Below are 24,337 nucleotides of genomic sequence, written 5' to 3' on the forward strand. Positions count from 1 at the left end.
TGTTCGATGACAGTCCGGCGACGGTGGCCGGGCGGCGTGCACCATTTTTTGACGGACGCCGAATGCCGCAATTTAACATCGGTGTCACAAAACGGAAACAGTCGGTGTCTGAAGGTGAAAGTTTGCGCGAAGGCAAAGCCTGAGGTCGCCGGCTGGACGCGGCCGTTTGCAAGAGGGCATGATGAATGCCGGTTTGAGTCATGCTGGTCGACTCCTGTACGTTACGTCACGGCGCACATTAATCAGGATTGCAGATGCTAAGTTCAGTACGATGGGCGGCGAACAGCTTGATCGCAGGCCTCGCTTTGGCGGGATGTTCGCTCGCGCCCGTCAAGACGAACGACGCCGTCACGCAGGTGAATTCGTTGCCGGCGATCATCGCGCATCGCGGCGGTACAGGCGATGCGCCGGAGAACACGCTCGAAGCGATCCGGCTGTCGATCGAACATCACGCCGACGCGATGTGGCTTACCGTGCAGTTGAGCAAGGACGGCGTGCCGGTCTTGTATCGGCCGGCCGATCTGGCTGCGTTGACCGACGCGAAAGGGCCGGTGTCCGCTTTCACCGCGGCGGAACTCGCACGCGTGAATGCCGGGTGGAGTTTCCGCCGCGCAGAGACGTATCCGTACCGCGATCACCCTTCGGGCATTCCGACGCTGCGCGAAGCACTGCGCGCCATGCCAGCGGGCATGCCGGTCATCCTCGACATGAAGGCATTGCCTGCCGGGCCGCAAGCGCAAGCCGTCGCGCGCGTGCTCGATGAAGAAAACGCGTGGCAGCGCGTGTCGATCTATTCGACCGAAGCGGATTATCAGCAAAGCTTTGCAGCATATCCGCAAGCCAGGCTGTTCGAATCGCGCGATGCAACGCGTGGGCGGCTCATGCGTGTCTTGTTGAATCAAGGCTGCGTGGACGCGCCGGCCAAACACGCGATGACGGCGTTCGAGTTGCATCGCACGCTGACGGTGGTGGAGAAATTCACGCTGGGAGAAGGGCGGTCGGATGTGCAGGCTACGTTATGGACGCCTGCAACGGTCGCGTGCTTCCGGCAGAAGCCGGACGTGCGAATCGTCGCGATTGCCGTGAACGATGCGGAAGATTATCGGACGGCGGCGTGCCTCGGCATCGACGCGGTGCTTGCGGATTCACCGTCGAAAATGGCGGCGGTCAGGGACGGTATCGCGTTGCCGCTGCGCTGCGCGCGTTCCAAGGCAACTAGCGGCCAATAAAAAAGCCCGCTTTGAAAAGCGGGCTCTCTTGAAGTCACTTGCTGCGGGCGGCAACGCTCAGGTTTTCGCCCATGGCCGTCTACGCCGAAGCTGAAGCTGAAGCAAACGTCAAACGTTGAACAAGAAGTTCATCACGTCGCCATCATGCACGACGTATTCCTTGCCTTCCGCACGCATCTTGCCGGCTTCCTTCGCGCCTTGTTCACCCTTATAGGTGATGTAGTCGTTGAACGCGATCGTCTGCGCGCGAATGAAGCCGCGCTCGAAGTCCGTGTGAATCGCGCCCGCAGCCTGCGGCGCCGTATCGCCGACATGGATCGTCCACGCGCGCACTTCCTTCACACCGGCCGTGAAGTAGGTCTGCAGGCCCAGCAGCTTGAAGCCGGCGCGGATCACGCGGTTCAGGCCCGGCTCTTCCATGCCCATGTCGGCGAGGAACACTTCCATGTCGGCTTCGTCGAGGTCGGCGATTTCCGCTTCGATCGCGGCGCACACGGCGACGACCGGCGCGTTTTCCGCCGCCGCGAACTTCGCGACCGCGTCCAGATGCGGGTTGTTCGCGAAGCCGTCTTCCTTCACATTGGCCACGTACATGGTCGGCTTGGCGGTGATCAGACAGAACGGCTTGAGCGTGGCCTTTTCTTCATCCGACAGGTCGAGCGCGCGGACCGGCTTGGCCTGGTCGAGCTGCGCGCGCACCTTTTCCAGCACGGCGGCGTTCTTGATGGCTTCCTTGTCGTTACCCGACTTGGCGGCCTTCGAATAGCGCGCCAGCGCCTTTTCGACGGTCGCGAGGTCGGCCAGCGCCAGTTCGGTGTTGATCACTTCGATGTCCGACAGCGGATCGATCTTGTTCGCGACGTGAATCACGTTCTCGTCTTCGAAGCAGCGCACCACGTGCGTGATCGCGTCGGTTTCGCGGATGTTGGCGAGAAACTGGTTGCCCAGACCTTCGCCCTTGCTCGCACCGGCCACCAGGCCGGCGATGTCGACGAATTCCACCACGGCCGGCAGGATGCGCTCCGGCTTGACGATGTCGGCGAGCGCCTTCAGACGCGCGTCCGGCACTTCGACGATGCCGACGTTCGGCTCGATCGTGCAGAACGGATAGTTTTCGGCGGCAATGCCCGCCTTGGTCAGCGCGTTGAACAGGGTGGACTTGCCGACGTTAGGCAAGCCGACGATGCCGCATTTGAGGCTCATGGAAATCCTTCAGTGAATCAGTAAGTTGCGTGATGCGCTCGACGCTGTGTGCAGGATTCGAGAAGCCGTCGTGTGTGGCGTGGCGGACCAGTGCAGCGGAGCGGGACAAGACACCGGATCGGGGCGTTGCTCGACGACCGGGTGCGAGTTTTCACGGAAAGCGCAATTGTAACCCGTTCGGATCGGCGCACCGACGCGGCAGTGGGGAAGCGGCGCCCGCCACTCGATCGGCGATTGCAAGGTTCAGGTAAGATTTTCTCGAACGCATTGTAGAATCGCCGATGCAGGGCCGCTAGAGCCCAATTCCGAGGAAAAAATGAGAACAATACGATGGGTCATCACGGGCGTGGCTATCGTCGCGCTGGGCAGCGCGATTGCGTCATGGGTCTCGCCGAACTTCGACGACGCTCAGGCGAACTCGGACCGGCAGACGGTCAACTGCCTCTCAAGCCACTTAACGCTCGACGATAAAAAGCAGATCGCGCAATTCGCCGATGCCAACGACTTCGATTCACTGTGGCGCGTGTATGACCGCATTTTCCCTGACTGCGCCGTACGCGGCGATCAGCGTGAGCGCAAGGCTGACCTCGAGGCAAGCGCATGGCGGCTCCTGTCTTCCGATCGCGAATTCACGCGGCTGCGCGAAGCGAACGCCGCGCTGGCGGCGACCGGTCACCTGTGAGCATCGGCGCGCTTGTTCGGGCTCAAAAGCCGCGTGCATCGATCCGTCCCTCGCAACCCCCGCGGCTATAATGCGCGGATGAACGCACACCACCAGACCTTTGATGCCGCCGTGATCGGCGGCGGGCTCGTCGGCAAGACCGCGGCGCTCGCGCTGACGCAAGGCGGACTGCGCGTGGCGCTGCTCGCGCAACCCTGCGCGGCGCTGCCCGCCGGCGCCGCCTTCGACTCGCGGGTCTACGCGCTGTCGTCGAGTTCACAAGCTTTGCTGGAGCGTTTGCGGGTTTGGCAAGCGCTCGATCTGGCGCGGCTCGGGCCGGTGTATGACATGCGCGTCTACGGCGACGCGCATGCTGAACTGCATTTCTCCGCGTTCCAGGCTTCGGTGCCGCAACTGGCGTGGATCGTCGAGTCGTCGGTGATCGAGCGCGCGCTGGATGCGGCGCTGCGCTTCCAGCCGAATCTCACCTGGATCGACACCCGCGCGCAGGCGCTGGACTTCACCGCGGATAGTGCGAGCGTCGGGCTGGCCAACGGCAATGTGCTGGATGCCGATCTGCTGGTCGGCGCGGACGGCGCGCATTCGTGGGTGCGTGCCCAGATCGGTTCGAAGATGGACCGGCGCGACTACAAGCAAACCGGCGTGGTCGCCAATTTCAAGGCCGAAAAGCCGCACGGTGAAACCGCGTACCAATGGTTCAAGGACGGCGAGATCATCGCGCTGCTGCCCATGCCGGACGGCCACGTCTCGCTGGTCTGGTCGGCGCGCACCGAGCACGCGGAGCAACTGATCGCGCTCGATCCGGCGCAACTCGCCGCCGAAGTGGAACGCGTGACCGGCGGCCAGTTCGGCGCGCTCGATTGCGTGACGCCCGCACAAGGTTTCCCGCTCGCACTGCAAACGGTCGACCGGCTGGTGGCGCCGCGCGTCGCGCTGGTCGGCGACGCCGCGCATCTGATTCATCCGCTTGCCGGGCAGGGCATGAACCTCGGTTTGCGCGACGTCGCGGCGCTCGCCGACACCGTCGCCGGCAAAGAGTCGTTCCGCGATCTCGGCGACATGGTCCTGTTGCGCCGCTACGAACGCGCCCGCCGCGAAGACATCCGCGCGCTGATGATCGCCACCGACGGCCTGCAAAAACTCTTTTCCGTTCCCGGTCCGTTTGCCAAGGTGCTGCGCAATACCGGCATGGCGTTTGTCGGCGCACAGCCGTTCATCAAACGCTGGCTGGTGTCGGCTGCGCTGGGCTGAAGCACCGGGCCGGGCATGCCGTGGCCGGCGACGCAGGTATCATGAACGGATCGACGCCGTTCCGGTCAGACCGGAAACGTCAGGAAACGAGCACTGCGCGCGCATTGCGCGCGATTGAACCAGGAATTCAGCATGAAAAAAACTTTCCGCATGGCGGCCGCCGTGCTTGCCATCGCCGCCGTCACGATCGGCTGCTCCGCGCAGGCCGACCAGACCACCGACAAGCTCAAAGCCACGCTGCAGACGCGTCTCGCCGACGTCTCGATCAAGAGCGTGACGAAGTCGCCGATTGCCGGCCTGTACGAAGTGAACCTCGGCACGCAGATCGTCTATAGCGACGCGAACGGCGATTACCTGATGCTCGGCGACATGGTCGACGCCAAGACCCGCAAGAATCTGACCGAAGCGCGTCTGTCGGAAACCAATCGTATCGATTTCGCGAGCCTGCCGTTCTCGAACGCGGTGAAGGTCGTGAAGGGCAACGGCACGCGCAAGATCGCCGTGTTCTCCGATCCGAACTGCCCGTACTGCAAGCAGCTCGAAACGTCGCTCAAGTCGATCGACAACGTGACGATTTACACCTTCCTGTACCCGGTGCTGTCGCCGGATTCGACGGCGAAATCGAAGTCGATCTGGTGCTCGACGGATCGCGCGAAGGCGTGGGAATCGTGGATGCAGGATCATCAGGCGCCCACCGCCGCCGGCACCTGCGACACCGCCGCGATCGACAAGAACCTGGCGCTCGGCCACGCGATGAACGTCGACGGCACGCCCACGGTGTTCCTCGCCGACGGCCGCCGCCTGCCCGGCGCCGTGCCCGCCGACCGGCTGGACAAGGAAATGTCCGCGGTGCACTGAGCACGCAGAACTGATCCAGCAAAGGAGGCGCGACGTGCGCCTCCTTTTGCATCAAGCCCAAACATCCCCGCCTGACCTCTTCTAATCGCCGCCGATGAAGCCGATCCGCTACACCATCGTTCCCAAGCAACCCGCCGCTCACCTGTTCGAAGTCACCGTGACCGTCGCCGATCCCGATCCGGCCGGCCAGCGTTTCATGCTGCCGGTGTGGATTCCGGGCAGCTACATGGTGCGCGAGTTCGCCCGCAACATCGTCACGCTGCGCGCTTTTAACGAGGCGGGCCGCAAGGTGCGCGTCGAAAAGACCGACAAGCACACGTGGCAGGCCGCGCCGGTCAAGGGCGCGCTTACGCTGCGCTACGAAGTTTATGCATGGGATCTGTCGGTGCGCGCGGCGCATCTCGACGACACGACGGGCTTTTTCAACGGCACGAGCGTGTTCCTGTCGCCGCTCGGCCACGAGGAAGCGCAGTGCGTGGTCGATATTCAGAAGCCCGAAGGCGCGGCGTATCGCAACTGGCGCGTCGCCACCGCGCTGCCGGAAGCGCGCGGCACGAAGCGCTATGGTTTCGGCGAGTATCGCGCGCAGAACTATGACGAGTTGATCGATCATCCCGTCACGCTGGGCGAATTCGCGTTGGCGACGTTCAAGGCGCACGGCGTGCCGCACGACATCGTGATCGCCGGGCGCGTGATCGGGCTCGACATGGCGCGTCTGTCCGCCGACCTGAAGCGCATTTGCGAAGAGCAGATCGCGTTGTTCGAGCCGAAGTCGAAGAAAGCGCCGGTGGATCGCTACGTATTCATGACGCAGGCCGTCACCGATGGTTATGGCGGCCTCGAACACCGGGCTTCGACCGCGCTGATCTGCAATCGCGGCGATCTGCCGGTGGAAGGGCGCGAGGCGCTCACCGAAGGCTACCGGACCTACCTCGGCTTGTGCAGCCACGAATACTTCCACACGTGGAACGTGAAGCGCATCAAGCCGGCCGTGTTCGCGCCGTACGATCTGAGCGTGGAGAACTACACGTCGCTGCTGTGGCTGTTCGAGGGCTTCACCTCTTACTACGACGATCTGATCCTCGTGCGCAGCGGCCTGATTTCGCAGGACGACTATTTCGGCATGCTCGGCAAGGTGATCGGCGGTGTGCAGCGCGGCAGCGGGCGTCTCAAGCAGACCGTCGCCGAAAGCTCGTTCGACGCGTGGGTCAAATACTACCGGCAGGACGAGAACGCGCCGAACGCGATCGTCAGCTACTACACCAAGGGCTCGCTCGTCGCGCTCGCGTTCGATCTGACGATCCGCGCGCAGACCAACAACCGCAAATCGCTCGACGATGTGATGCGTTTGCTGTGGCAGCGCTTTGGCCGTGACTTCTATCGCGGCAAACCGGTTGGCGTCGACGAAAGCGAGATCGAGGCGATTTTCGCCGAAGCGACCGGTGCGAAACTGGGCGAGTTGTTCGCCGAAGCCGTGCACGGCACGCGCGATCTGCCCCTCGATACGCTGCTCGCGCCGTTCGGCGTCGACATCGCGCCCGAAGTGGACAAAAACGGCAAGCCGTCGCTCGGCGCGCGCGTGCGCGGCGGCGCGGATTGCACGCTGGCTGCGGTTCACGACGGCAGCGCCGCGCAAAAAGCAGGACTCTCGGCCGGCGACGTGCTGATCGCGCTCGACGGCCTGCGCGTGACCGGCTCGAATCTTGACGGGCTGCTCGCACGCTACCAGCCGGGCGCGAAAGTCGAGATTCACGCCTTCCGACGCGACGAGCTGCGCACCGCGCAAGTCAAGCTGGACGGGCCGGAGCTGGCGCGCTACAAGCTCACCGCCAGCGACAAGCGCCCCGCCGCGCGCAAGGCGCGCGAGCGCTGGTTGGCTAGCTGATCGTCGTCCGGACCGCCCCCAATGGACGGTCCGTTGTGGCGGATTGTTCTACCAGTGCAACAATCCGTCGCCGCCGGATGGCTTTTTCCCGAGGCGGTAAAAAAACACAATGACTCTACTCGCGCAACACTGCGCGCCCCAACTGGAGTCAACCATGACCACGATCCTGCAAATCAACTCGGCAGCCCGCTCGCAAGGCGCGAACTCGACGTTGCTCGTCAACGAGCTGACCGCAAAGCTGCAACAATCGAATCCGGGCGCGCAAGTCGTCGTCCGCAATCTGCAAGCTGAACCGCTGCCGCACCTGGACGACGCCGTTCTCGGCGCGTTCTTCACGCCGGCTGACCAACGCACCGCCGAGCAAGCCGAGATCGCCGCACGCAGCGAAGCGCTGATCGCCGAACTGCAAGCCGCCGACATCATCGTGATCGGCGCACCGATGTACAACTTCGGCATCTCGTCGCAACTGAAGACGTACTTCGACTTCATCGCCCGTGCCGGTATCACGTTCGCCTACACGGCGAATGGTCCGGAAGGGCTTGTGAAGGGCAAGAAGGTTCACGTCGTGTCGGCACGCGGTGGCAAGTATCTGGGCACGCCGAATGACAGCCAGACGCCGTACCTGAAGAGCTTCCTCGGCTTCCTCGGCATGACCGACGTGAACTTCATCTATGCCGAAGGCCTGAACATGGGCCCGGACGCTGCCGGCGCCGCACTGGCTTCCGCGCGCGAAGCGATCGCTGCCGCGTAAGGTTTTTTGGCTACGCCGCTTGAGTGCGGCGGTTAGCTCGCTGGAATGAAAAACGCCACGGATTTTGAGTCCGTGGCGTTTTTCGTTTTTTGGCGTTGATGCTTGGTGCCTGCGGCTTCACGCAAGCATTTGCGCTTCGTCGGGCAGGCGCCAATCGATGGGTTCGCGGCCATGCTGCGCAAGATACTCGTTGGCCTTCGCAAAATGCCCGCAGCCGCGAAAACCGCGATGCGCCGACAGCGGCGACGGATGCGGCGCTTCCAGCACGTAATGCGACTTGCCGCCGAGCAGCGCGCGCTTGGCTTGCGCATGCGCGCCCCACAGCATGAACACGAGGCCGTCGTGGCGCATCGCCAGCTCATGGATCAGCGTGTCGGTGCATTTTTCCCAGCCGCGTTTCGCGTGGCTAGCGGCTGAATCGCGTTCCACGGTCAGCACGGTGTTCAGCAGCAGCACGCCTTGCTTCGCCCATGTGTCCAGGCAACCGTGACGCGGCGTCTCGTGGCCGAGGCTTGCGGCGATCTCCTTGAAGATATTGCGCAGCGACGGCGGCGTGCGCACGTTCGGCGCGACGGAAAACGCGAGTCCGTGCGCTTGCGGTGTACCGCGGTCTTCGCCGTGATAGGGATCCTGGCCGAGGATGACGACTTTCACTTCGTCGGGGCTCGTCAGGCGTAGCGCCCGGAACACGTCGGCGGGATAGACGGTTTTGCCGGCGGTGCGCTCACCGTCGACGAAACGGCAGAGCGGCGCGTAGGCGTCGCTTTCGATGAACGGTTTGAGATGCGCACGCCATGCGGGTGGCAGGGCGTCGAATTGGGCTTCGAGCGTCGGTGGCGGCGCGGTCGTCATGTCAGTTGCCGGTGCAGAGGCGGCGTCGTCGAACAGCGAGTCCTGCGACGGATTGGGGCGGGTACGGGAAGCGGATGTCATGGCGGGGAAGTGTCGCAGCAAACGCGGCGTTGCTCAAGGTGTGCGCCGCGGCTTGTCGCGTTTGCCCGGGGTGGACGCGGGATAGATGCGCCGAACGTGCTGTGTGCGAAGGCAACGTTCGCCGCCGCTCAACGGGCCGTTAGCACGAAACACGTGTTCAAGATCGCCAAGTATGCGAGCGGCCGTTTGACGATGCGTCGCACAAACCGGTAGCCGCTTGGAAGAAGCCACTCTCCGTGGCCGGCTTCTGTCCGAGCAGTTGGAAAGCGGCTTTACCGCGGCTCAACCAGCCCGTAGCTTATAACCGCGCTGCGCTTTGCTGATGTCGTCCGGCGCGAGGCCGGCTATCTGCTTGCCAAGTTCCGCAGCGAGTGTGTGAAGCGCGGCTTCGTCGCCGGACTTCAGTTCGAGCTCGACTTCCGAGATCGGCGCGCGACGCGTTTCGCTATCGACCTCGGCGAACACGTCGCCCTGATCGATCGCCGCTTCGATGTCCGAGCCGTCCACTTCGACGCGCCACAGCGTCCTGGTGAAATTCGTGCGGAACAGTTCGACGAGCTCGGGCGCTGCTTTACGCAAAGCATCCGCGGCGGACGGTTCGTCGCACTCGCGCAGCAACGCGTCGATCTCCAGCTTTTCACCGGCCACCGGCATTTCCCATTCATGCCGGCTGTGCAAACCATCCTTGGCGTCGCCGACCGTCTTGAAGGTTTGCAGCCAGCCGTCCGGCGTCTGGCGCAAACGCAAGGCGCTCTTCGAACTCGCGAGCGTCAGGGCAGGCGTGTCGAAGTAAATATTCACCAGCTTGATCGGACGACCCTGCGCCTCGGTGCGCGCGACGAACCAACGCGTCGCCGCTTCCACCTGCGCAGGCGGCAGCGCCAGTTTGATTTCGCGTTCCATGCCCATGATCTGCTCCGCTACGTACGCCGCGTGCCGTGTGTCGACACCGTGCTCAGAAAAACATCCGAGCAAGCTCCACGCCCGGCTCGTCCGCGCGCATGAACGCCTCGCCGACGAGGAACGTGTGTACGTCCATCGCGCGCAGGCGCTCCACGTCGGCGCGCGACAGAATTCCCGACTCCGTGACGACGATGCGGTCGTCCGGAATCGCTTCGAGCATGCCGATCGTCGTTTCGATCGACGTCTCGAAGGTACGCAGATTGCGGTTGTTGATGCCGATCAGCGGCGTTTTCAGCGTGAGGGATTCCATCAGCTCGTCGTGATCATGCACTTCGACCAGCACGGCGAGGCCCAGTGAATGCGCGAGCGCTTCGAGATCCTGCATCTGCGAGGTTTCGAGCGCGGCTGCGATCAGCAGGATCGCGTCGGCGCCCATCGCGCGGGCTTCGACGATCTGGTACGGATCGACGATGAAGTCTTTGCGCAGCACCGGCAAATTGCAGGCCGCGCGCGCTTCCTGCAGGTACGCGACGCTACCCTGAAAGAACTGCACGTCGGTGAGCACGGACAGGCAGGCCGCGCCGTGCTTTTCATACGAACGCGCGATCTCGGCCGGCACGAAGTGCTCGCGCAACACGCCTTTGGACGGGCTTGCTTTCTTGACTTCGGAAATCACCGCGGCGAGACCCGCCGCGTGTTTCGCGCGCAATGCGCCGACGAAATCGCGAATGTCGCGCGAAGACGCTTCGAGGCGCAGCTCTTCGAGCGGTGCGCTCTGTTCGGCCGCGCGAACTTCTTCGCGTTTGACCGCGATGATACGGTCGAGGATGTCGCTCATAAGTGTCTCGCTACGTGATTACTGCTTGAATTGCTGAGTGAAGCGGACCAGTTCGTCGACCTTGGCGCGTGCCTTGCCGCTCGCGATCGCTTCGCGCGCCAACTGGATGCCGTCCGCGATCGACGAAGCCACGTTCGCCGAATACAGGGCGGTGCCCGCATTCAGCGTGACGATCTCGCGGGCGACGCCCGGCTTGTTGTCGAGCGCGTCGAGCAGCATCGCTTTGGATTCGGTGGCGTCGGCCACTTTCAGCGTGCGGTTCGACACCATCTGCATGCCGAAGTCTTCCGGGTGAATCTCGTACTCGTGGACCTGGCCGTCGCGCAACTCGCCGACTTGCGTCGCCGCGCCGAGCGAGACTTCGTCCATGCCGTCCATACCGTACACCACCAGCACATGCTTCGCGCCGAGGCGCTGCATCACGCGCACCTGAATGCCGACGAGGTCCCCGTGGAACACGCCCATCAGTTGATTGGGCGCGCCAGCCGGGTTGGTCAGTGGACCGAGAATGTTGAAGATAGTCCGCACGCCGAGTTCGCGGCGCACCGGCGCGATGTTCTTCATGGCCGGATGATGGTTCGGCGCGAACATGAAGCCCATGCCGGTTTCGGCGATCGACGCCGCCACCTGTTCCGGCTGCAGATCGATATTCACGCCGAGCGCTTCGAGCACGTCCGCGCTGCCCGACTTGCTCGACACGCCGCGGCCGCCGTGCTTTGCGACCTTGGCGCCCGCCGCGGCGGAGACGAACATGGTTGCCGTGGAAATGTTGAAGGTGTGCGAGCCGTCGCCGCCGGTGCCGACGATATCGACGAAGTTCGAGTTGTCCGGCACGTCGACGTGCCGGGCAAATTCACGCATCACCGTGGCGGCGGCGGTGATTTCGCCGATGGTCTCTTTTTTGACGCGCAAGCCGGTGATGATCGCGGCCGCCATCACCGGCGAGAGTTCGCCGCGCATGATGAGCCGCATCAAATGCAGCATTTCGTCGTGGAAAATCTCGCGATGCTCGATGGTCCGTTGCAGCGCTTCCTGGGGCGTAATCGACATGATGTCGTCTCTCTTCATCAAGCGTTGCGGTTGGACGTTTGTGCGCCGGCGAGCTTCGACTGCTTCACGAAGTTTTCGAGCAGCGCGTGGCCGTGTTCGGACAGGATCGATTCCGGATGGAACTGCACGCCTTCCACAGCCAGTTCCTTGTGACGCACACCCATGATCTCGCCGTCTTCGGTCCATGCCGAAACCTCGAGGCAGTCGGGCAGCGATTCGCGTTCGATCGCGAGCGAGTGGTAGCGGGTCACGACGAAATGCTTCGGCAGGTCGGCGAACACGCCTTTGCAGTCGGTTTCGATCGTGCTGACCTTGCCGTGCATGATGGTTTGCGCGCGCACCACGCGTCCGCCGAAGGCCTCGCCGATCGCCTGATGGCCGAGGCAGACGCCGAGAATCGGGGTCTTGCCGGCGAATTCGCGCAGCACGTCGAGCGTGATGCCGGCGTGTTGCGGATTGCTCGGACCGGGCGACAGGCAAATGCGCTCCGGGTTGAGCTTCGCGATTTCGTCCAGCGTGATTTCGTCGTTCCGATAGGTGCGCACGTCTTCGCCGAGTTCGCCGAAGTACTGCACCAGGTTGTAGGTGAACGAGTCGTAGTTGTCGATCATGAGCAGCATGGTGTGTCTCCGGTCAGAAGTCGCTATCGAGGCCGTCTTGCACTTGTTCGGCGGCGCGCAATACGGCGCGCGCCTTGTTCTCGGTCTCTTGCCATTCGGATTCCGGCACCGAATCCGCGACTACACCCGCTGCCGCCTGCACATACAGATTGCCGTTCGCGATCACGCCGGTGCGGATCGTGATGGCCAGGTCCATTTCGCCGGTGAACGACAGATAGCCGACCGCACCGCCGTACAGGCCGCGCTTCACGGGCTCCAGTTCGTCGATCAGTTCCATCGCGCGGACCTTCGGTGCGCCCGACAGCGTGCCGGCCGGGAAGGTGGCGCGCAGCACGTCGAAATTGGTGGTGCCGGGTTTCAGCTTGCCTTCGACCGAACTCACGATGTGCTGCACGTGCGAGTACTTTTCGATCACCATCTTGTCGGTGACGACCACCGAGCCGATTTGCGCGATGCGGCCCACGTCGTTACGCGCGAGGTCGATCAGCATGACGTGTTCGGCGATTTCCTTCGGGTCGTTCAGCAGCTCGGTTGCGAGTTCCGCATCGCGTTCCGGCGTATTGCCGCGCGGACGCGTGCCGGCGAGCGGCCGGATCGTGACGATGCGATCCTCGCCGCGCTTTTCCTGGCGCACCAGAATTTCCGGCGATGCACCCACCACGTGGAAGTCGCCGAAGTTGTAGTAATACATATACGGCGACGGGTTCAACGAGCGCAGCGCGCGGTACAGCGAGAGCGGATTGTCGCGGTACGGCTTGATCAGGCGCTGGCCGACCTGCACCTGCATCAGTTCGCCCGCGGCGATGTATTCCTTCGCCTTGCGCACGGCCGCCAGATACTCGTCTTTGGCGAACTCGCGGTAGGTCTCGGTGCGCACGCTCGCCGACGTGACCGGCGGTTGCACGGTGGTGCGCAAACGCTGGCGCAGTTCGCGCAGACGCTGTTTGGCTTTCGTGTACGCCTCGGGCTGCGTCGGGTCGGAGTAGACCACCAGATAGAGCTTGCCCGCGAGATTGTCGATCACCGCGACTTCCTCGGTCAGCAGCAACTGGATGTCGGGCAGATTCAGATCGTCCTTCGGCGCCGTGTGCGCTAGCTTTTTCTCGATGTAGCGCACCGCGTCGTAGCCGAAATAGCCGGCCAGACCGCCCGCGAAACGCGGCAAGCCGGGACGCTGCGCCACTTTGAAGCGGCCCTGGAATTGCTGGATGAATTCGAGCGGGTCGCCCTCGTGCGTCTCGACGACCTTGCCGTCGCGCACCACCTCCGACACGCCGTTGCGGGTGCGCAGCAGCGTGCGCGCCGGCAGGCCGATGAACGAATAGCGGCCGAAACGTTCGCCGCCCACCACCGACTCCAGCAGGAACGAGTTCGCGCCGTTGCGTTCGCTCTGCGCGAGCTTCAGGTATAGCGAGAGCGGCGTTTCGAGGTCGGCGAGCGCTTCGGCGATCAGCGGAATGCGGTTGAAGCCCTCATTGGCGAGGGACTGGAATTCGAGTTCGGTCATGTTCCGATCCTGTACGGTGGTCCGGCGACAGTGTGCGTCGGACAAAGCGGGTCATTGCGCGGCCGGTCAGGCGTTCGTTCGACGTGTCGACACGATGATACCGACCGGCGCGGGTTTCCCATCGACGCGTGCAAGGGATTTCAGCGCACAGCTGTACTTTGCAGGTACACGCAGGCCGAATCAACCGATGCAGCGAAACAAGATGATGGAAAAAACGCGTGAGCGCAGCGAAGTAAAAAACGGTTGCCGAAGACGAGCTTCAGCGTACCTCAGGCGAGGTTAGCGCGACCAGCGACGCCAGGGCCAGGCTCCCCGGTCGATGCTAATCAGACTCCGTTTTTTATTCAGAAACATGAGGATGAAGGACTTTTCAGGTCGTGGAATGGTGCGCTGCGATCGCCTTGGCGGCGTCGAGCAGCGAGCCAACTATACCATCGGATTTTATGGTTTGTATAGCTTGGCCGTGGTTGTAGCCGTAGGGCACCGTGAGCGTCGCCATGCCGGCCGCACGGCCCGCCAGCGCATCGTTTTCCGAATCGCCGATGGCCACGGTGGCCTGCGGCTCGACGCCCAACTGCGCCGCCGCGGTGAGCATGGGCAACGGATCCGGCTTCTTTTTCGCCAGACTGTCGCCGCCGATCACGACGCTGAAATACTGCGCGAGCCCGTACTGCTGCAGCAACTCCACCGCGAACCGATGCGGCTTGTTGGTCACGCACGCGAGTTTGAGACCGGCCTCGCGCATGGCGATCAGACCGGCTTCGACGTTCGGATAAAGCCGCGTGTGCGTGCCGTTGATCTTCGCGTACTCCTCCTGATAGATCGCGAGCGCTTCGTCGAAGCGGTCTTGCGCATGCTCCGTTTCGAAGCGCGGCGCCAGCACGCTGCGGATCAGGTGCTCCGAACCCTTGCCCACATAACCGACCACCTCCTCGCGCGACGTTTCTTCTGCGTCGAGTTGCGCGAGCATGCCGTTCAGGCCGGCGGTGAAATCGTCGGCGGTATCGATCATCGTGCCGTCGAGGTCGATGATCGCGGCTTGCAGGCGTGGGCCGGTGAAAGTCGGGGCGGGGAACGGAGTGGTCATCGTGCGTGCCGGTTCTGCGTCGGTGCTCAGTGCTGGATGTTGGCGAGTGCCGCGCGCATCTTCTCGATCACGACCTTGTGGTCGGGCTGGCCGAAAATCGCCGAACCGGCCACGAAGGTGTCCGCGCCAGCCGCCGCGATTTCGGCGATGTTATCCACCTTCACGCCGCCGTCCACTTCCAGGAAGATCTGGCGGCCGGTGCGTTCCTTGTAGGCGTCGATCCGCTTGCGTGCTTCGCGCAGCTTGTTGAGCGCTTCCGGAATGAACGACTGGCCGCCGAAGCCCGGATTCACCGACATGATCAGCACGAGATCGAGCTTGTCCATCACGTGATCCAGATAATTCAGCGACGTGGCCGGATTGAACACCAGGCCGGCCTTGCAGCCGTGGTCGCGGATCAGCGACAGCGTGCGGTCGATATGGTCCGAGCCTTCCGGGTGAAAGCTGATCAGGTTCGCGCCGGCCTTGGCGAAATCCGGGACGATGCGGTCGACCGGGCGCACCATCAGGTGCACGTCGATCGGCACGTCGACATGCGGGCGGATCGCTTCACAGACGAGCGGACCGATGGTCAGGTTCGGCACGTAATGGTTGTCCATCACGTCGAAGTGAATCCAGTCGGCGCCGGCGGCGACGACGTTGCGGACTTCTTCGCCGAGGCGGGCGAAGTCGGCTGACAGAATGCTTGGAGCGATGCGGAATTGCGTCATGGCGGGGGCGGAGGCAAGCGGGGAAAGCGCCATTTTACCGGTTTGTGCGCCGGCGTTCCGGTTCGCGGACGCTTCGAGTCCCGCTCACGTTTAACCGGCGAACGTGACAAAACGCCTTATTGGCCCTTGGCCAAAGGGATTTGTCCGGTTGCGGGCGTGCCGCGCATCAAGCAGAATGCCAAAACCATCAGCGCCGCATTGCCAACGCGCCCGCAAACCATTGGCGTTCGGGCTTTCCCGCGTTTTTTCACACCCCGTTTCAGCAGACCGGAATCACGATGAGCCAGTACGAATTCAGCGTCTCGGCGCAGGTGCAATATCTGCCCGAAGAGTCGGACCCGGAGCGCCGCCAGTATGCGTTCGCATACACGCTGACTATCCGTAACACCGGCCAGGTGCCCGCGCAATTGATCGCGCGTCATTGGGTGATTACCGACAGCGACAAGAACGTGCAGGAAGTGAAGGGCTTGGGCGTGGTCGGGCACCAGCCGCTGCTCAAACCGGGCGAGCATTTCGAGTACACGAGTTGGGCGGTGATCGCCACGCCGGTCGGCACCATGCGCGGAGAGTATTTCTGCGTGGCCGAAGACGGCGAGCGTTTCGAAGCGCCGGTGCCGGAGTTCATCCTACGCATGCCGCGTACGCTGCATTGAACCCAGGGCGTGGCCCGCGGTCTTTAAGAAGCTCAATGCGCGGTGCAACGCGCAGCTTTACTGCGATTTTTGCTGCTTTTGCTGTTCACTCGCGTTGGCGCGCGCCGCTTTCTTCTTGCCGGACGACGTCCATACAACGATAAAGACGAGCAGGAAGAGCGCGAGAAGCGATTCCAGCGCGAAGATGAGCATCGGGTATTCGTCGAACAGATCAGACATGGCGGTTTCCATCAAGAACGAACATTGTATGCGTTTTGTCCGCACGGCCGGAGCATGGCTCGGAGCGCTTTCGGTTGCGGTGATGCTGGCGTCTTGCGGTGGCGGCGGCACGGTTCGGCCCTCGGTTTCGCCACCCACGGGTGCCGCGATCATACCCGGGCAGATCGCCGCGACACGGCTGACGGCCGTTGCGTGGCAGCAAGTGCCGGGGTGGCAGGACGACTCGTTGATCGGCGCGACGGCCGCGTTGCGGCAAAACTGCGTGAGACTCGCGCGTCAACCGAACTGGGCGCGCGCATGTGCCGCAGCCTCGCAAATCGACGACCTCGACGTCACCAGTGCGCGGGCTTTTTTTGAAGCCTATTTCACGCCCTTCCAGTTAGCGAACACCGACGGCACGCTCGACGGGCTCGTCACCGGCTACTACGAGCCCTTGCTGCGTGGTTCGCGCACGCGGCACGGTGTATATCAGACCGCGTTGTATCGCTGGCCGGCGAGTTATCGCGCGGGCGCGCCGCTGCCGGCGCGTGCGCAACTCGAGCGCGCAGGTGTGCTCAACGGTAACGAACTCGTGTGGGTCGATGATCCGATCGAAGCTTTCTTCCTGCAGGTGCAGGGGTCCGGGCGCATCGTGATGGAAGACGGCAGCGTGATGCGTCTGGGCTTTGGCGGCACCAACAATCAGCCGTACAAGTCGATCGGACGCTGGCTGCTGGATCGCGGCGAACTGACGCCCGCGCAGGCAACCATGCAGGGCATCAAGGCGTGGGCACGCGCGAACCCGACGCGCGTCGATGCGCTGCTCGATACGAATCCGCGCTTCGTGTTCTTCCGCGAGATGCCTTCCGGGGAAAGCGTCCCGAGCGGCGGCGCGGACGGCCCGATCGGCGCGCTGGGTGTGCCGCTGACGCCGGAGCGGTCGATTGCGGTCGATCCGACTTCGATTCCACTTGGTACGCCGGTGTTTTTGCAGACCACGCGTCCGTTGACGAACTCGCCGATGAATCGCCTCGTCTTCGCGCAAGATACGGGTTCCGCGATCAAGGGCGGCGTACGCGCGGATTACTTCTGGGGCCTCGGCGACGACGCCGGCGATCTGGCCGGCAAGATGAAGCAGGGCGGCCGGATGTGGTTGTTGTTGCCGAATTCTTGAGGTTTAAGTAGCGCGTGGCGCGGTGCGGATCAGCCGCGCCGCGCGCTATTTCCCGCTTGTTACAGGCCCGACTTGCGCTTGTCCACCACGCGCCGCGCCTTGCCTACCGAACGCTCGATCCCATTCACACCCAGCACGTTCACCACCGCGCTCACGCCGATCAGCGCCTTGATGTCATAGGTCAATGCCTGCTTGGCCGTGTTCAACGCGGCCGTATCCGGCGCAGATTCTGGGCAAGGCTCGACGTTCAACGTCAACACGTCGAGCGGACCTTCCTTGGTCAGCACGATCTGATAGTGCGGCGCGAGCGCGTGCTGCTTGAGCAGCAGTTCTTCGATCTGCGTCGGGAATACGTTCACGCCACGCACGATCATCATGTCGTCCGAGCGGCCGGTGATTTTCTCCATCCGACGCATGGTGCGGGCGCTGCCCGGCAGCAGGCGCGTCAGGTCGCGCGTCCGGTAGCGGACGATCGGCAGCGCTTCTTTGGTCAGCGACGTGAACACCAGTTCGCCGAGTTCGCCGTCCGGCAGCACCTCGCCGGTTTCGGGATCGATGATCTCGGGATAGAAATGATCTTCCCAGATGGTCGGGCCGTCTTTCGTTTCCACGCACTCCGACGCCACACCTGGACCCATCACTTCGGACAGGCCATAGATGTCGACAGCGTCGATGCCCATGCGCTTTTCGATCGCCTGACGCATGTCGTTGGTCCACGGTTCCGCGCCGAAGATGCCGAGGCGCAGCGAACAATTGGCCGGGTCGATACCTTGACGCTCGAGTTCGTCCGCAATCGAGAGCATGTAGCTCGGCGTCACCATGATGATGTCCGGCCGGAAGTCCTGGATCAGTTGCACCTGCTTTTCGGTCTGGCCGCCGCCGAACGGAATCACGGTGAGCCCCGCGCGTTCGGCGCCGTAGTGTGCGCCGAGACCGCCCGTGAACAGGCCGTAACCGTAGCTCACGTGAACCTTGTCGCCGCGCTTCGCGCCGGCGGCGCGGATCGAACGCGCGACGAGATTCGCCCACGTGTCGATGTCGCGCGCGGTGTAACCCACCACGGTCGGCTTACCCGTTGTACCGGACGACGCGTGAATCCGTGAAATCTGTTCCTGCGGCACGGCGAACATACCGAACGGGTAGCTGTCGCGCAGATCCTTCTTGGTGGTGAAGGGGAAGCGCGCCAGGTCCGCAAGGGTTTTCACTTCGCTCGGATGAACCCCGGCTTCGTCGAATTTGTGTCGATAAACCGGCGAGTTTTCATAGGCGTGGTTCAACGACCATTTAAGCCGTTCAAGTTGGAGCGCGGCAAGTTCGTCGCGGCTGGCGGTCTCGATCGGATCGAGCGGAAGGGCGGTGGTCATCGAATGTCTCCTTGCTGCCTCAATGCTTGGGTCTGATATACGTGCGCTTGCGCGCAAAAACCGGGGCTGGCTGCTGTTTAAAGGTGTGGCGGCGAAGAGCCGCTACTGGGCCGCGAATCTGTCATGGGTTTGCTGCGTGGTGTCTCGGAGTTTTCGCGGGTTTGCCGCGAGGTTGCCGTGATCAATCGCCTGTGGGAATCAGATTGCCTTTGATTTGCGCCGATTTGCCGCGGAACATCGCAACGGTTTCCTCGGCACGGTTCGTCACGCGAATGTCATAGATACCGGTTCGGCCACTCAGCGTCTGCTCGACGGCTTCCGCCGTCAGCACGTCGCCACCTTTCACGGGCCGCAGAAACTCGATCGAGCAGCCGGCGGCAACCGTGTTGATGTTGTACGTGTTGCAGGCGAACGCGAAGGTCGAATCCGCGAGCGTGAAAATCAGGCCGCCGTGACAAATCTGATGGCCGTTCAGAAAGTCGTCGCGTACGTCCATGCGCAGGCGCGCGTATCCGGGGCGCACTTCGACGATTTCGAGGCCGAGCGCGCGGCTGCACGCGTCGTTCTCGTACATCGCGGCAGCGGTCGCGCGAGCGAGTTCGTCGGGCGTCATCTGATTGGGATGGTTGGCTTGAGCGGACATGTCAACGGCCCTCGAAGCGCGGCGCGCGCTTTTCAACGAAGGCTTGCACACCTTCCGCGTAGTCGTGGCAAGCACCCAACTGGCGTTGCAGATCGCGTTCGAGATCGAGTTGCTGGTCCAGCGTTTGCGTCGCGCCCGCACGCATGGCCTGCTTGATAGCGGCGATGGCGCGCGTGGGTTGTTGCGCAAGTTGGGCCGCGAGTTTCACCGCGGTGGCGGCGAGTTCCGCGTCGTCGACTGCTTGCCAGATCAAGCCCCAGCTTTCAGCTTTTTCCGCGCTGAGCTTGTCGCCGGTGATGGCGAGCCCTAATGCGCGAGCCATGCCGACGCGTTGCGGCAGGAACCATGTGCCACCCGAGTCCGGTACGAGGCCGATCTTCACGAACGCCTGAATGAAGCTGGCGGAGCGAGCCGCGAGCACGAGGTCGCACGCGAGCGCGAGATTGGCGCCCGCACCGGCGGCCGTGCCGTTCACCGCGGCGATAACAGGCAGCGGCAACGCTTGCAGGCGGCGAATCAGCGGATTGAAATGTTGCTCGATCAGTTCACCCAGATCGGTCATGGCGCCTGGCGTGAAGTCGAGGTCGGCGAGGTCCTGGCCGGCGCAAAAGCCGCGGCCCGCGCCGGTGAGCACGAGCGCGCGGGCGCCCGTCGTTTCGACCTGGTCGAGCGCGGCGCTCAACTCCTGATGCATCGCGCGCGTGAAGCTGTTGAGTTTGTCCGGCCGGTTCAGCGTGATGGTTGCGACATGGCTCGATGCGTCGATGTCCAGTCGAATCGCTTCATATGACATTGGGTGTCTCCTCAAAGTCTCTTTGACCGTTGGGCGCTGTGGCGCTGACGTTCAGATCCGCTCGATGACCAGCGCGATGCCCTGGCCTACGCCGATGCACATCGTGCAAAGCGCAAAGCGGCCGTTGGTTCGCTCCAACTGGTACAGCGCGGTCGTGATCAGGCGCGCGCCCGAAGCGCCTAGCGGATGACCAAGCGCAATGGCTCCGCCGTTCGGGTTGACGCGCGGGTCGTTGTCGCGCAGACCGAGCGTGCGCAGAACAGCCAGACCTTGCGATGCGAAGGCTTCGTTCAACTCGATCACATCGAGTTGTTCGAGCGTCATGCCGAGTTGCTTCAACAGCTTTTGCGTGGCCGGCGCCGGACCGATACCCATGATGCGCGGCTCGACGCCCGCTGTTGCCATGCCCACTACGCGGGCGCGGCGGCGCAGGCCGTATTGATCGGCCGCCTGCTGGTTCGCGAGCAACAGCGCGCACGCGCCGTCGTTCACGCCCGACGCATTGCCGGCCGTCACGCTGCCGTCCGGACGAACCACGCCCTTGAGCTTGCCCAGACTTTCGAGCGAAGTTTCGCGTGGGTGCTCATCGAGCAGCACGCGTACGGGGTCACCCTTCTTTTGCGCGATGTCGACGCCGACAATTTCCTGGGCCAGGGTGCCGTCCTGCTGGGCGCGAGCGGCGTTTTGCTGGCTCGCCAGCGCAAACGCGTCCTGATCGGCACGGCTCACGCTGAATTCGACGGCAACGTTTTCGGCGGTCTCAGGCATCGAATCGACACCGTACTGACGTTTCATCAGCGGATTGATGAAGCGCCAGCCGATGGTCGTGTCGTAAATGTCCGCCTGACGTGAGAACGCGCCAGTCGCTTTGCCCATGACGAACGGCGCGCGCGTCATGCTTTCGACGCCGCCGGCGATCATCAGGCGTGCTTCGCCCGCCTTGATTGCGCGCGCCGCAGTGCCGACCGCGTCCATACCCGAGCCGCACAAGCGGTTGATGGTTGCGCCGGGCGCTTCGGTGGGCAAGCCGGCCAGCAATGCAGACATACGCGCGACGTTGCGATTGTCTTCGCCGGCCTGGTTCGCGCAGCCATAAATGACTTCGTCGAGAGCGCGCCAGTCGACGCCGGGATTGCGTTCGATCAGCGCCTTGATTGGCACCGCGCCGAGGTCGTCGGCGCGGACATCTTTCAGGGCGCCGCCGTAGCGGCCGATTGGAGTGCGAATCGCATCGCAAATGAAGGCGTCGTTCATGTGGATTCCTGCTGGGGCGGATCGGCGGGAGGTGCCGATCCGATGTCTCATGTTAGTTGGGGTGCGCAGCCCGGTCCATTCGGCCAAACGGCATAGGACGAAGCCGCGTTTTGTCTTATGCCATTCAGCCAGCTACCGCCGGCGCCGCTTTCGGTTCAACATGAACGCGGCTTTGAACTACGCGGAAGCGATTCGATACGAAGGCTGCGTCCGCCAGCGCGGCATTGGCCGCCGGGTTCGCGCCCGTGCCGTGGAAGTCGGAAAAGGCTGCCGACTGATTGACAAACACACCGCCGGTCAGATTGATCGACAAGGCCACGCCGCCGCGGATCGATGCTTCGTGCGCTTCTTCGAGCACCGCTTCGTCCGTGCTGTAGACCGACAGCGTTAGCGCGCCATGCTCGGCTGCGATCGCGCCGGCGAGATCGAGCGACTGTGCAGTCGAGTCCGTCGCGATCACGAACGAGATAGGACCGAACCATTCTTTGGTGAACTGCGCCTGGTCGGTGGCGGCATCCAGTTGAAGCACGAGCGGCGTGCGCACGCGGGCGCCGGCGAAAGCGGGATGTCCGAGCGTCAGGCTCTCGACGAGCACGCGACCGAGTTTTGCGGCTTCGTCGATGCGTTGAGTCACGCCATCGTTCTGAATCGCGCCGAGTAGTTCGACGGCGCGAGCCGGGTCGGCGACGAGTTTTTGCACAGCGCCGGCAATGGTTTGAGCGACTTCGTCGAAACCAAGCGTGCCTTCCGCGGTGCGGATGCCGTTGCGAGGCACGTAGATGTTTTGCGGCGCGGTGCACATCTGGCCCGAGTACAGCGCGAGCGAGAAGGCGATATTGCGGGCAGCAGCTTTGATGTCGTCGACCGAGTCGATCACGATCTGGTTCACGCCGGCTTTTTCGGTGTAGACCTGTGCCTGGTGCGCATTGCGCTCGAGCCACGTGCCGTTTTGCGTGCTGCCCGTGAAGTCGATGAGTTTGATTTCGGGGCGCAGGGCCAGATCTTGGACCAGCGCGCCGTCGTTGGGCTCGGTGGCCAGCAAGGTAACGACGTTCGGATCGAATCCCGCTTCGCGCAAAACGTCGCGCGCGATTCGCACGGTCAGTGCGAGCGGCAGGATCGCGCCCGGATGCGGCTTGACGATGACCGTGTTGCCCGTGGCCAGATCGGCGAAGAGGCCCGGATAGCCGTTCCACGTCGGGAACGTGCAGCAGCCGAGCACGAGACCGGTGCCGCGCGGCACGACGGTGTAACGCTTGTGCATGGCGAGCGGCGGATTCTTGCCTTGCGGCTTTTCCCAGTGGGCGTCGCCGGGAATGCGGCGCAATTGGTCCCACGCATACACGACGGCTTCGAGCGCGCGGTCTTGCGCGTGCGGGCCGCCGGCCTGGAAGGCCATCATGAATGCCTGGCCGGTCGTGTGCATCACGCTGTAGCCAATTTCGAAGCTGGCGCGATTCACGCGGGCAAGGATTTCGAGGCACACGCCAATCCATGCCTGCGGGCCTGCCTCGCGCCAATCGCGCTGGGCAGCGGCGGCGGCCGCGATCAGGGCGGTGGGGTCGGCCTTCGGGTAGCGCACGCCGAGCGGGAATCCGAACGGTGAGACTTCGGCGCCCACGGTTTCGCCCGTCGACGGTTGGTCCAACTGGAACGTCGCGTTGAGATGCGCTTTGAATGCGGCTTCGCCGTCCGCGTTGGCCGTTTCCCCGTACACTTTCGGACTGGGCATTTCGACGAACGGGCTCCAGTAGCCGCGCGTTTCAACCGCGGTGAGTGCCTTTTGCAGCGTGTCTTCGTGCTTGGTGAATAGCGGATGTGTCATGGCAGAGGGGCTTGGCTGTACGTTGGGAAAAGCCTGTCGAATAATTGACCGACCGGTTGGTTGGTGAATGGTAGCATTATTAAGATGACCGCGCGAAGTGTTTTCGCGCGCAATTTTTCTACCCTTAGGAGGCGGCATGGCTTACGAGAACATTCTGGTTGAGACGCGGGGACGAGTCGGCTTGATCACGTTGAATCGCCCGAAGGCGTTGAACGCTTTGAATGACGCATTGATGGACGAGTTGGGGGCGGCACTGCGCGAGTTCGACGCCGACGACGCGATCGGCGCGATCGTGGTCACGGGCAGTGAAAAGGCGTTCGCGGCCGGTGCCGACATCGGCATGATGTCCACCTATACCTATATGGATGTCTACAAGGGTGACTACATCACCCGCAACTGGGAAACCGTTCGCTCCATTCGTAAGCCGATCATTGCGGCGGTGGCCGGCTTCGCGCTCGGCGGCGGCTGCGAGCTGGCGATGATGTGCGACATCATTTTCGCCGCCGACACGGCGAAGTTCGGCCAGCCGGAAATCAAGCTCGGCATCATGCCGGGCGCCGGCGGTACGCAGCGCTTGCCGCGCGCGGTCTCCAAGGCGAAGGCGATGGACCTCTGCCTGACCGCGCGGTTCATGGATGCCGCCGAAGCTGAGCGGGCCGGATTGGTGTCGCGTGTGATTCCGGCTGCTTCCCTGGTTGACGAGGCAGTGGCTGCGGCTGCGACGATCGCGGAATTCCCGCTGCCGGCCGTGATGATGGTGAAGGAATCGGTCAACCGCGCCTACGAAACGACGCTGGCGGAAGGCGTGCATTTCGAGCGGCGCCTGTTCCATTCGCTCTTCGCCACCGAAGATCAGAAGGAAGGTATGGCCGCGTTCGTGGAGAAGCGCAAACCGGTTTTCAAGCATCGTTAATACGCTTGTCAAA

General features: G+C 63.2%; 24 protein-coding genes. 9 read left to right on the plus strand and 15 right to left on the minus strand.

Features of this window, described 5'->3' with window-relative positions; genetic code table 11:
• Positions 1–254: 254 nt before the first annotated feature.
• Positions 255–1,229: a glycerophosphodiester phosphodiesterase family protein gene (locus tag PQR42_RS30360; RefSeq protein ID WP_408388782.1), complete on the plus strand. Its 975-nt coding sequence runs from the start codon at positions 255–257 to the stop codon at positions 1,227–1,229.
• A gap of 108 nt (positions 1,230–1,337) precedes the next feature.
• Here PQR42_RS30360 and ychF read toward each other — a convergent pair whose 3' ends face one another.
• Positions 1,338–2,432 (minus strand): redox-regulated ATPase YchF, encoded by a 1,095-nt coding sequence (gene ychF / locus PQR42_RS30365; RefSeq protein ID WP_408215434.1) that lies wholly within the window; start codon positions 2,430–2,432, stop codon positions 1,338–1,340.
• A 316-nt stretch (positions 2,433–2,748) separates the two neighbouring features.
• On the opposite strand from ychF, the gene PQR42_RS30370 reads away from it, so the two are divergent.
• The 5 genes from PQR42_RS30370 to PQR42_RS30390 all read left to right on the plus strand — a co-directional run bounded on the left by PQR42_RS30370 (position 2,749) and on the right by PQR42_RS30390 (position 7,859).
• Positions 2,749–3,114 (plus strand): hypothetical protein, encoded by a 366-nt coding sequence (locus PQR42_RS30370; protein WP_408215437.1) that lies wholly within the window; start codon positions 2,749–2,751, stop codon positions 3,112–3,114.
• 78 nt (positions 3,115–3,192) lie between these two features.
• Positions 3,193–4,365 carry a UbiH/UbiF family hydroxylase gene (locus PQR42_RS30375; RefSeq protein ID WP_408388784.1) on the plus strand — a complete coding sequence of 391 codons (1,173 nt, stop codon included), beginning with the start codon at positions 3,193–3,195 and terminating at the stop codon, positions 4,363–4,365.
• 132 nt (positions 4,366–4,497) lie between these two features.
• Positions 4,498–5,223 (plus strand): DsbC family protein, encoded by a 726-nt coding sequence (locus tag PQR42_RS30380; RefSeq protein ID WP_408388786.1) that lies wholly within the window; start codon positions 4,498–4,500, stop codon positions 5,221–5,223.
• 94 nt (positions 5,224–5,317) lie between these two features.
• The gene (locus tag PQR42_RS30385; protein ID WP_408388788.1) at positions 5,318–7,108 is read left to right on the plus strand and encodes a M61 family metallopeptidase; all 1,791 of its coding nucleotides are present in this window, start codon (positions 5,318–5,320) and stop codon (positions 7,106–7,108) included.
• 154 nt (positions 7,109–7,262) lie between these two features.
• Entirely contained in the window at positions 7,263–7,859 is a 597-nt protein-coding gene (locus PQR42_RS30390; RefSeq protein ID WP_408215448.1) for an FMN-dependent NADH-azoreductase, read from the plus strand.
• Positions 7,860–7,976: 117 nt separating this feature from the next.
• Here the strand turns inward: PQR42_RS30390 and PQR42_RS30395 are convergent, their stop codons facing one another.
• The 8 genes from PQR42_RS30395 to rpe all read right to left on the minus strand — a co-directional run bounded on the left by PQR42_RS30395 (position 7,977) and on the right by rpe (position 15,507).
• Complete coding sequence (locus tag PQR42_RS30395; protein ID WP_408388790.1) at positions 7,977–8,792, minus strand: uracil-DNA glycosylase; 816 nt, start codon at positions 8,790–8,792, stop codon at positions 7,977–7,979.
• 282 nt (positions 8,793–9,074) lie between these two features.
• Entirely contained in the window at positions 9,075–9,701 is a 627-nt protein-coding gene (locus PQR42_RS30400) for a CYTH domain-containing protein (RefSeq protein ID WP_408215453.1), read from the minus strand.
• Positions 9,702–9,747: 46 nt separating this feature from the next.
• Positions 9,748–10,533: an indole-3-glycerol phosphate synthase TrpC gene (gene trpC, locus PQR42_RS30405; protein WP_408388792.1), complete on the minus strand. Its 786-nt coding sequence runs from the start codon at positions 10,531–10,533 to the stop codon at positions 9,748–9,750.
• An 18-nt stretch (positions 10,534–10,551) separates the two neighbouring features.
• Positions 10,552–11,583, minus strand: coding sequence for an anthranilate phosphoribosyltransferase (gene trpD, locus PQR42_RS30410; RefSeq protein ID WP_408388794.1), 1,032 nt, complete (start codon positions 11,581–11,583; stop codon positions 10,552–10,554).
• A gap of 17 nt (positions 11,584–11,600) precedes the next feature.
• Positions 11,601–12,203, minus strand: a complete 603-nt coding sequence (locus PQR42_RS30415) for an aminodeoxychorismate/anthranilate synthase component II (RefSeq protein WP_408215461.1) — start codon at positions 12,201–12,203, stop codon at positions 11,601–11,603.
• A 13-nt stretch (positions 12,204–12,216) separates the two neighbouring features.
• Positions 12,217–13,710 carry an anthranilate synthase component I gene (trpE, locus tag PQR42_RS30420; RefSeq protein WP_408388796.1) on the minus strand — a complete coding sequence of 498 codons (1,494 nt, stop codon included), beginning with the start codon at positions 13,708–13,710 and terminating at the stop codon, positions 12,217–12,219.
• Between the two features lie 370 nt (positions 13,711–14,080).
• Positions 14,081–14,797, minus strand: a complete 717-nt coding sequence (locus PQR42_RS30425) for a phosphoglycolate phosphatase (RefSeq protein WP_408388798.1) — start codon at positions 14,795–14,797, stop codon at positions 14,081–14,083.
• A gap of 26 nt (positions 14,798–14,823) precedes the next feature.
• Positions 14,824–15,507 carry a ribulose-phosphate 3-epimerase gene (gene rpe, locus PQR42_RS30430; RefSeq protein WP_310813776.1) on the minus strand — a complete coding sequence of 228 codons (684 nt, stop codon included), beginning with the start codon at positions 15,505–15,507 and terminating at the stop codon, positions 14,824–14,826.
• Positions 15,508–15,785: 278 nt separating this feature from the next.
• Here rpe and apaG point away from each other — a divergent pair, with 278 nt between their 5' ends.
• Positions 15,786–16,160, plus strand: a complete 375-nt coding sequence (gene apaG / locus PQR42_RS30435; RefSeq protein ID WP_132376796.1) for a Co2+/Mg2+ efflux facilitator ApaG/CorD — start codon at positions 15,786–15,788, stop codon at positions 16,158–16,160.
• Between the two features lie 57 nt (positions 16,161–16,217).
• On the opposite strand, the gene PQR42_RS30440 is transcribed toward apaG, so the two are convergent.
• The gene (locus PQR42_RS30440; RefSeq protein ID WP_012434443.1) at positions 16,218–16,379 is read right to left on the minus strand and encodes a hypothetical protein; all 162 of its coding nucleotides are present in this window, start codon (positions 16,377–16,379) and stop codon (positions 16,218–16,220) included.
• A 28-nt stretch (positions 16,380–16,407) separates the two neighbouring features.
• On the opposite strand from PQR42_RS30440, the gene mltA reads away from it, so the two are divergent.
• Positions 16,408–17,532 (plus strand): murein transglycosylase A, encoded by a 1,125-nt coding sequence (gene mltA / locus PQR42_RS30445; RefSeq protein ID WP_408388800.1) that lies wholly within the window; start codon positions 16,408–16,410, stop codon positions 17,530–17,532.
• 59 nt (positions 17,533–17,591) lie between these two features.
• Here the strand turns inward: mltA and paaK are convergent, their stop codons facing one another.
• The 5 genes from paaK to paaN all read right to left on the minus strand — a co-directional run bounded on the left by paaK (position 17,592) and on the right by paaN (position 23,411).
• The gene (gene paaK, locus PQR42_RS30450; RefSeq protein ID WP_408443676.1) at positions 17,592–18,896 is read right to left on the minus strand and encodes a phenylacetate--CoA ligase PaaK; all 1,305 of its coding nucleotides are present in this window, start codon (positions 18,894–18,896) and stop codon (positions 17,592–17,594) included.
• A 181-nt stretch (positions 18,897–19,077) separates the two neighbouring features.
• The gene (gene paaI, locus PQR42_RS30455) at positions 19,078–19,539 is read right to left on the minus strand and encodes a hydroxyphenylacetyl-CoA thioesterase PaaI (protein WP_408388804.1); all 462 of its coding nucleotides are present in this window, start codon (positions 19,537–19,539) and stop codon (positions 19,078–19,080) included.
• A 1-nt stretch (position 19,540) separates the two neighbouring features.
• On the minus strand, positions 19,541–20,332 hold the full coding sequence (gene paaG / locus PQR42_RS30460) for a 2-(1,2-epoxy-1,2-dihydrophenyl)acetyl-CoA isomerase PaaG (RefSeq protein ID WP_408388806.1): 792 nt from the start codon (positions 20,330–20,332) through the stop codon (positions 19,541–19,543).
• A gap of 51 nt (positions 20,333–20,383) precedes the next feature.
• Positions 20,384–21,586, minus strand: coding sequence for a 3-oxoadipyl-CoA thiolase (gene pcaF / locus PQR42_RS30465; RefSeq protein ID WP_408388808.1), 1,203 nt, complete (start codon positions 21,584–21,586; stop codon positions 20,384–20,386).
• 124 nt (positions 21,587–21,710) lie between these two features.
• Positions 21,711–23,411, minus strand: coding sequence for a phenylacetic acid degradation protein PaaN (gene paaN, locus PQR42_RS30470; protein ID WP_408388810.1), 1,701 nt, complete (start codon positions 23,409–23,411; stop codon positions 21,711–21,713).
• A 136-nt stretch (positions 23,412–23,547) separates the two neighbouring features.
• On the opposite strand from paaN, the gene PQR42_RS30475 reads away from it, so the two are divergent.
• The gene (locus PQR42_RS30475) at positions 23,548–24,324 is read left to right on the plus strand and encodes an enoyl-CoA hydratase (RefSeq protein WP_408241714.1); all 777 of its coding nucleotides are present in this window, start codon (positions 23,548–23,550) and stop codon (positions 24,322–24,324) included.
• Positions 24,325–24,337: the final 13 nt, after the last annotated feature.

The organism is Paraburkholderia sediminicola, from assembly GCF_046027355.1.
Taxonomy (GTDB): Bacteria; Pseudomonadota; Gammaproteobacteria; order Burkholderiales; family Burkholderiaceae; genus Paraburkholderia; species Paraburkholderia sediminicola_B.

What these genes read in the sequence shown, in the direction of transcription:
- PQR42_RS30360 (WP_408388782.1), top strand. Translation starts at nt 255, where the DNA reads ATGCTAAGTTCAGTACGATGGGCGGCGAACAGCTTGATCGCAGGCCTC.
- ychF (WP_408215434.1), bottom strand. Translation starts at nt 2,432, where the DNA reads ATGAGCCTCAAATGCGGCATCGTCGGCTTGCCTAACGTCGGCAAGTCC.
- PQR42_RS30370 (WP_408215437.1), top strand. Translation starts at nt 2,749, where the DNA reads ATGAGAACAATACGATGGGTCATCACGGGCGTGGCTATCGTCGCGCTG.
- PQR42_RS30375 (WP_408388784.1), top strand. Translation starts at nt 3,193, where the DNA reads ATGAACGCACACCACCAGACCTTTGATGCCGCCGTGATCGGCGGCGGG.
- PQR42_RS30380 (WP_408388786.1), top strand. Translation starts at nt 4,498, where the DNA reads ATGAAAAAAACTTTCCGCATGGCGGCCGCCGTGCTTGCCATCGCCGCC.
- PQR42_RS30385 (WP_408388788.1), top strand. Translation starts at nt 5,318, where the DNA reads ATGAAGCCGATCCGCTACACCATCGTTCCCAAGCAACCCGCCGCTCAC.
- PQR42_RS30390 (WP_408215448.1), top strand. Translation starts at nt 7,263, where the DNA reads ATGACCACGATCCTGCAAATCAACTCGGCAGCCCGCTCGCAAGGCGCG.
- PQR42_RS30395 (WP_408388790.1), bottom strand. Translation starts at nt 8,792, where the DNA reads ATGACATCCGCTTCCCGTACCCGCCCCAATCCGTCGCAGGACTCGCTG.
- PQR42_RS30400 (WP_408215453.1), bottom strand. Translation starts at nt 9,701, where the DNA reads ATGGGCATGGAACGCGAAATCAAACTGGCGCTGCCGCCTGCGCAGGTG.
- trpC (WP_408388792.1), bottom strand. Translation starts at nt 10,533, where the DNA reads ATGAGCGACATCCTCGACCGTATCATCGCGGTCAAACGCGAAGAAGTT.
- trpD (WP_408388794.1), bottom strand. Translation starts at nt 11,583, where the DNA reads ATGTCGATTACGCCCCAGGAAGCGCTGCAACGGACCATCGAGCATCGC.
- PQR42_RS30415 (WP_408215461.1), bottom strand. Translation starts at nt 12,203, where the DNA reads ATGCTGCTCATGATCGACAACTACGACTCGTTCACCTACAACCTGGTG.
- trpE (WP_408388796.1), bottom strand. Translation starts at nt 13,710, where the DNA reads ATGACCGAACTCGAATTCCAGTCCCTCGCCAATGAGGGCTTCAACCGC.
- PQR42_RS30425 (WP_408388798.1), bottom strand. Translation starts at nt 14,797, where the DNA reads ATGACCACTCCGTTCCCCGCCCCGACTTTCACCGGCCCACGCCTGCAA.
- rpe (WP_310813776.1), bottom strand. Translation starts at nt 15,507, where the DNA reads ATGACGCAATTCCGCATCGCTCCAAGCATTCTGTCAGCCGACTTCGCC.
- apaG (WP_132376796.1), top strand. Translation starts at nt 15,786, where the DNA reads ATGAGCCAGTACGAATTCAGCGTCTCGGCGCAGGTGCAATATCTGCCC.
- PQR42_RS30440 (WP_012434443.1), bottom strand. Translation starts at nt 16,379, where the DNA reads ATGTCTGATCTGTTCGACGAATACCCGATGCTCATCTTCGCGCTGGAA.
- mltA (WP_408388800.1), top strand. Translation starts at nt 16,408, where the DNA reads ATGCGTTTTGTCCGCACGGCCGGAGCATGGCTCGGAGCGCTTTCGGTT.
- paaK (WP_408443676.1), bottom strand. Translation starts at nt 18,896, where the DNA reads ATGACCACCGCCCTTCCGCTCGATCCGATCGAGACCGCCAGCCGCGAC.
- paaI (WP_408388804.1), bottom strand. Translation starts at nt 19,539, where the DNA reads ATGTCCGCTCAAGCCAACCATCCCAATCAGATGACGCCCGACGAACTC.
- paaG (WP_408388806.1), bottom strand. Translation starts at nt 20,332, where the DNA reads ATGTCATATGAAGCGATTCGACTGGACATCGACGCATCGAGCCATGTC.
- pcaF (WP_408388808.1), bottom strand. Translation starts at nt 21,586, where the DNA reads ATGAACGACGCCTTCATTTGCGATGCGATTCGCACTCCAATCGGCCGC.
- paaN (WP_408388810.1), bottom strand. Translation starts at nt 23,411, where the DNA reads ATGACACATCCGCTATTCACCAAGCACGAAGACACGCTGCAAAAGGCA.
- PQR42_RS30475 (WP_408241714.1), top strand. Translation starts at nt 23,548, where the DNA reads ATGGCTTACGAGAACATTCTGGTTGAGACGCGGGGACGAGTCGGCTTG.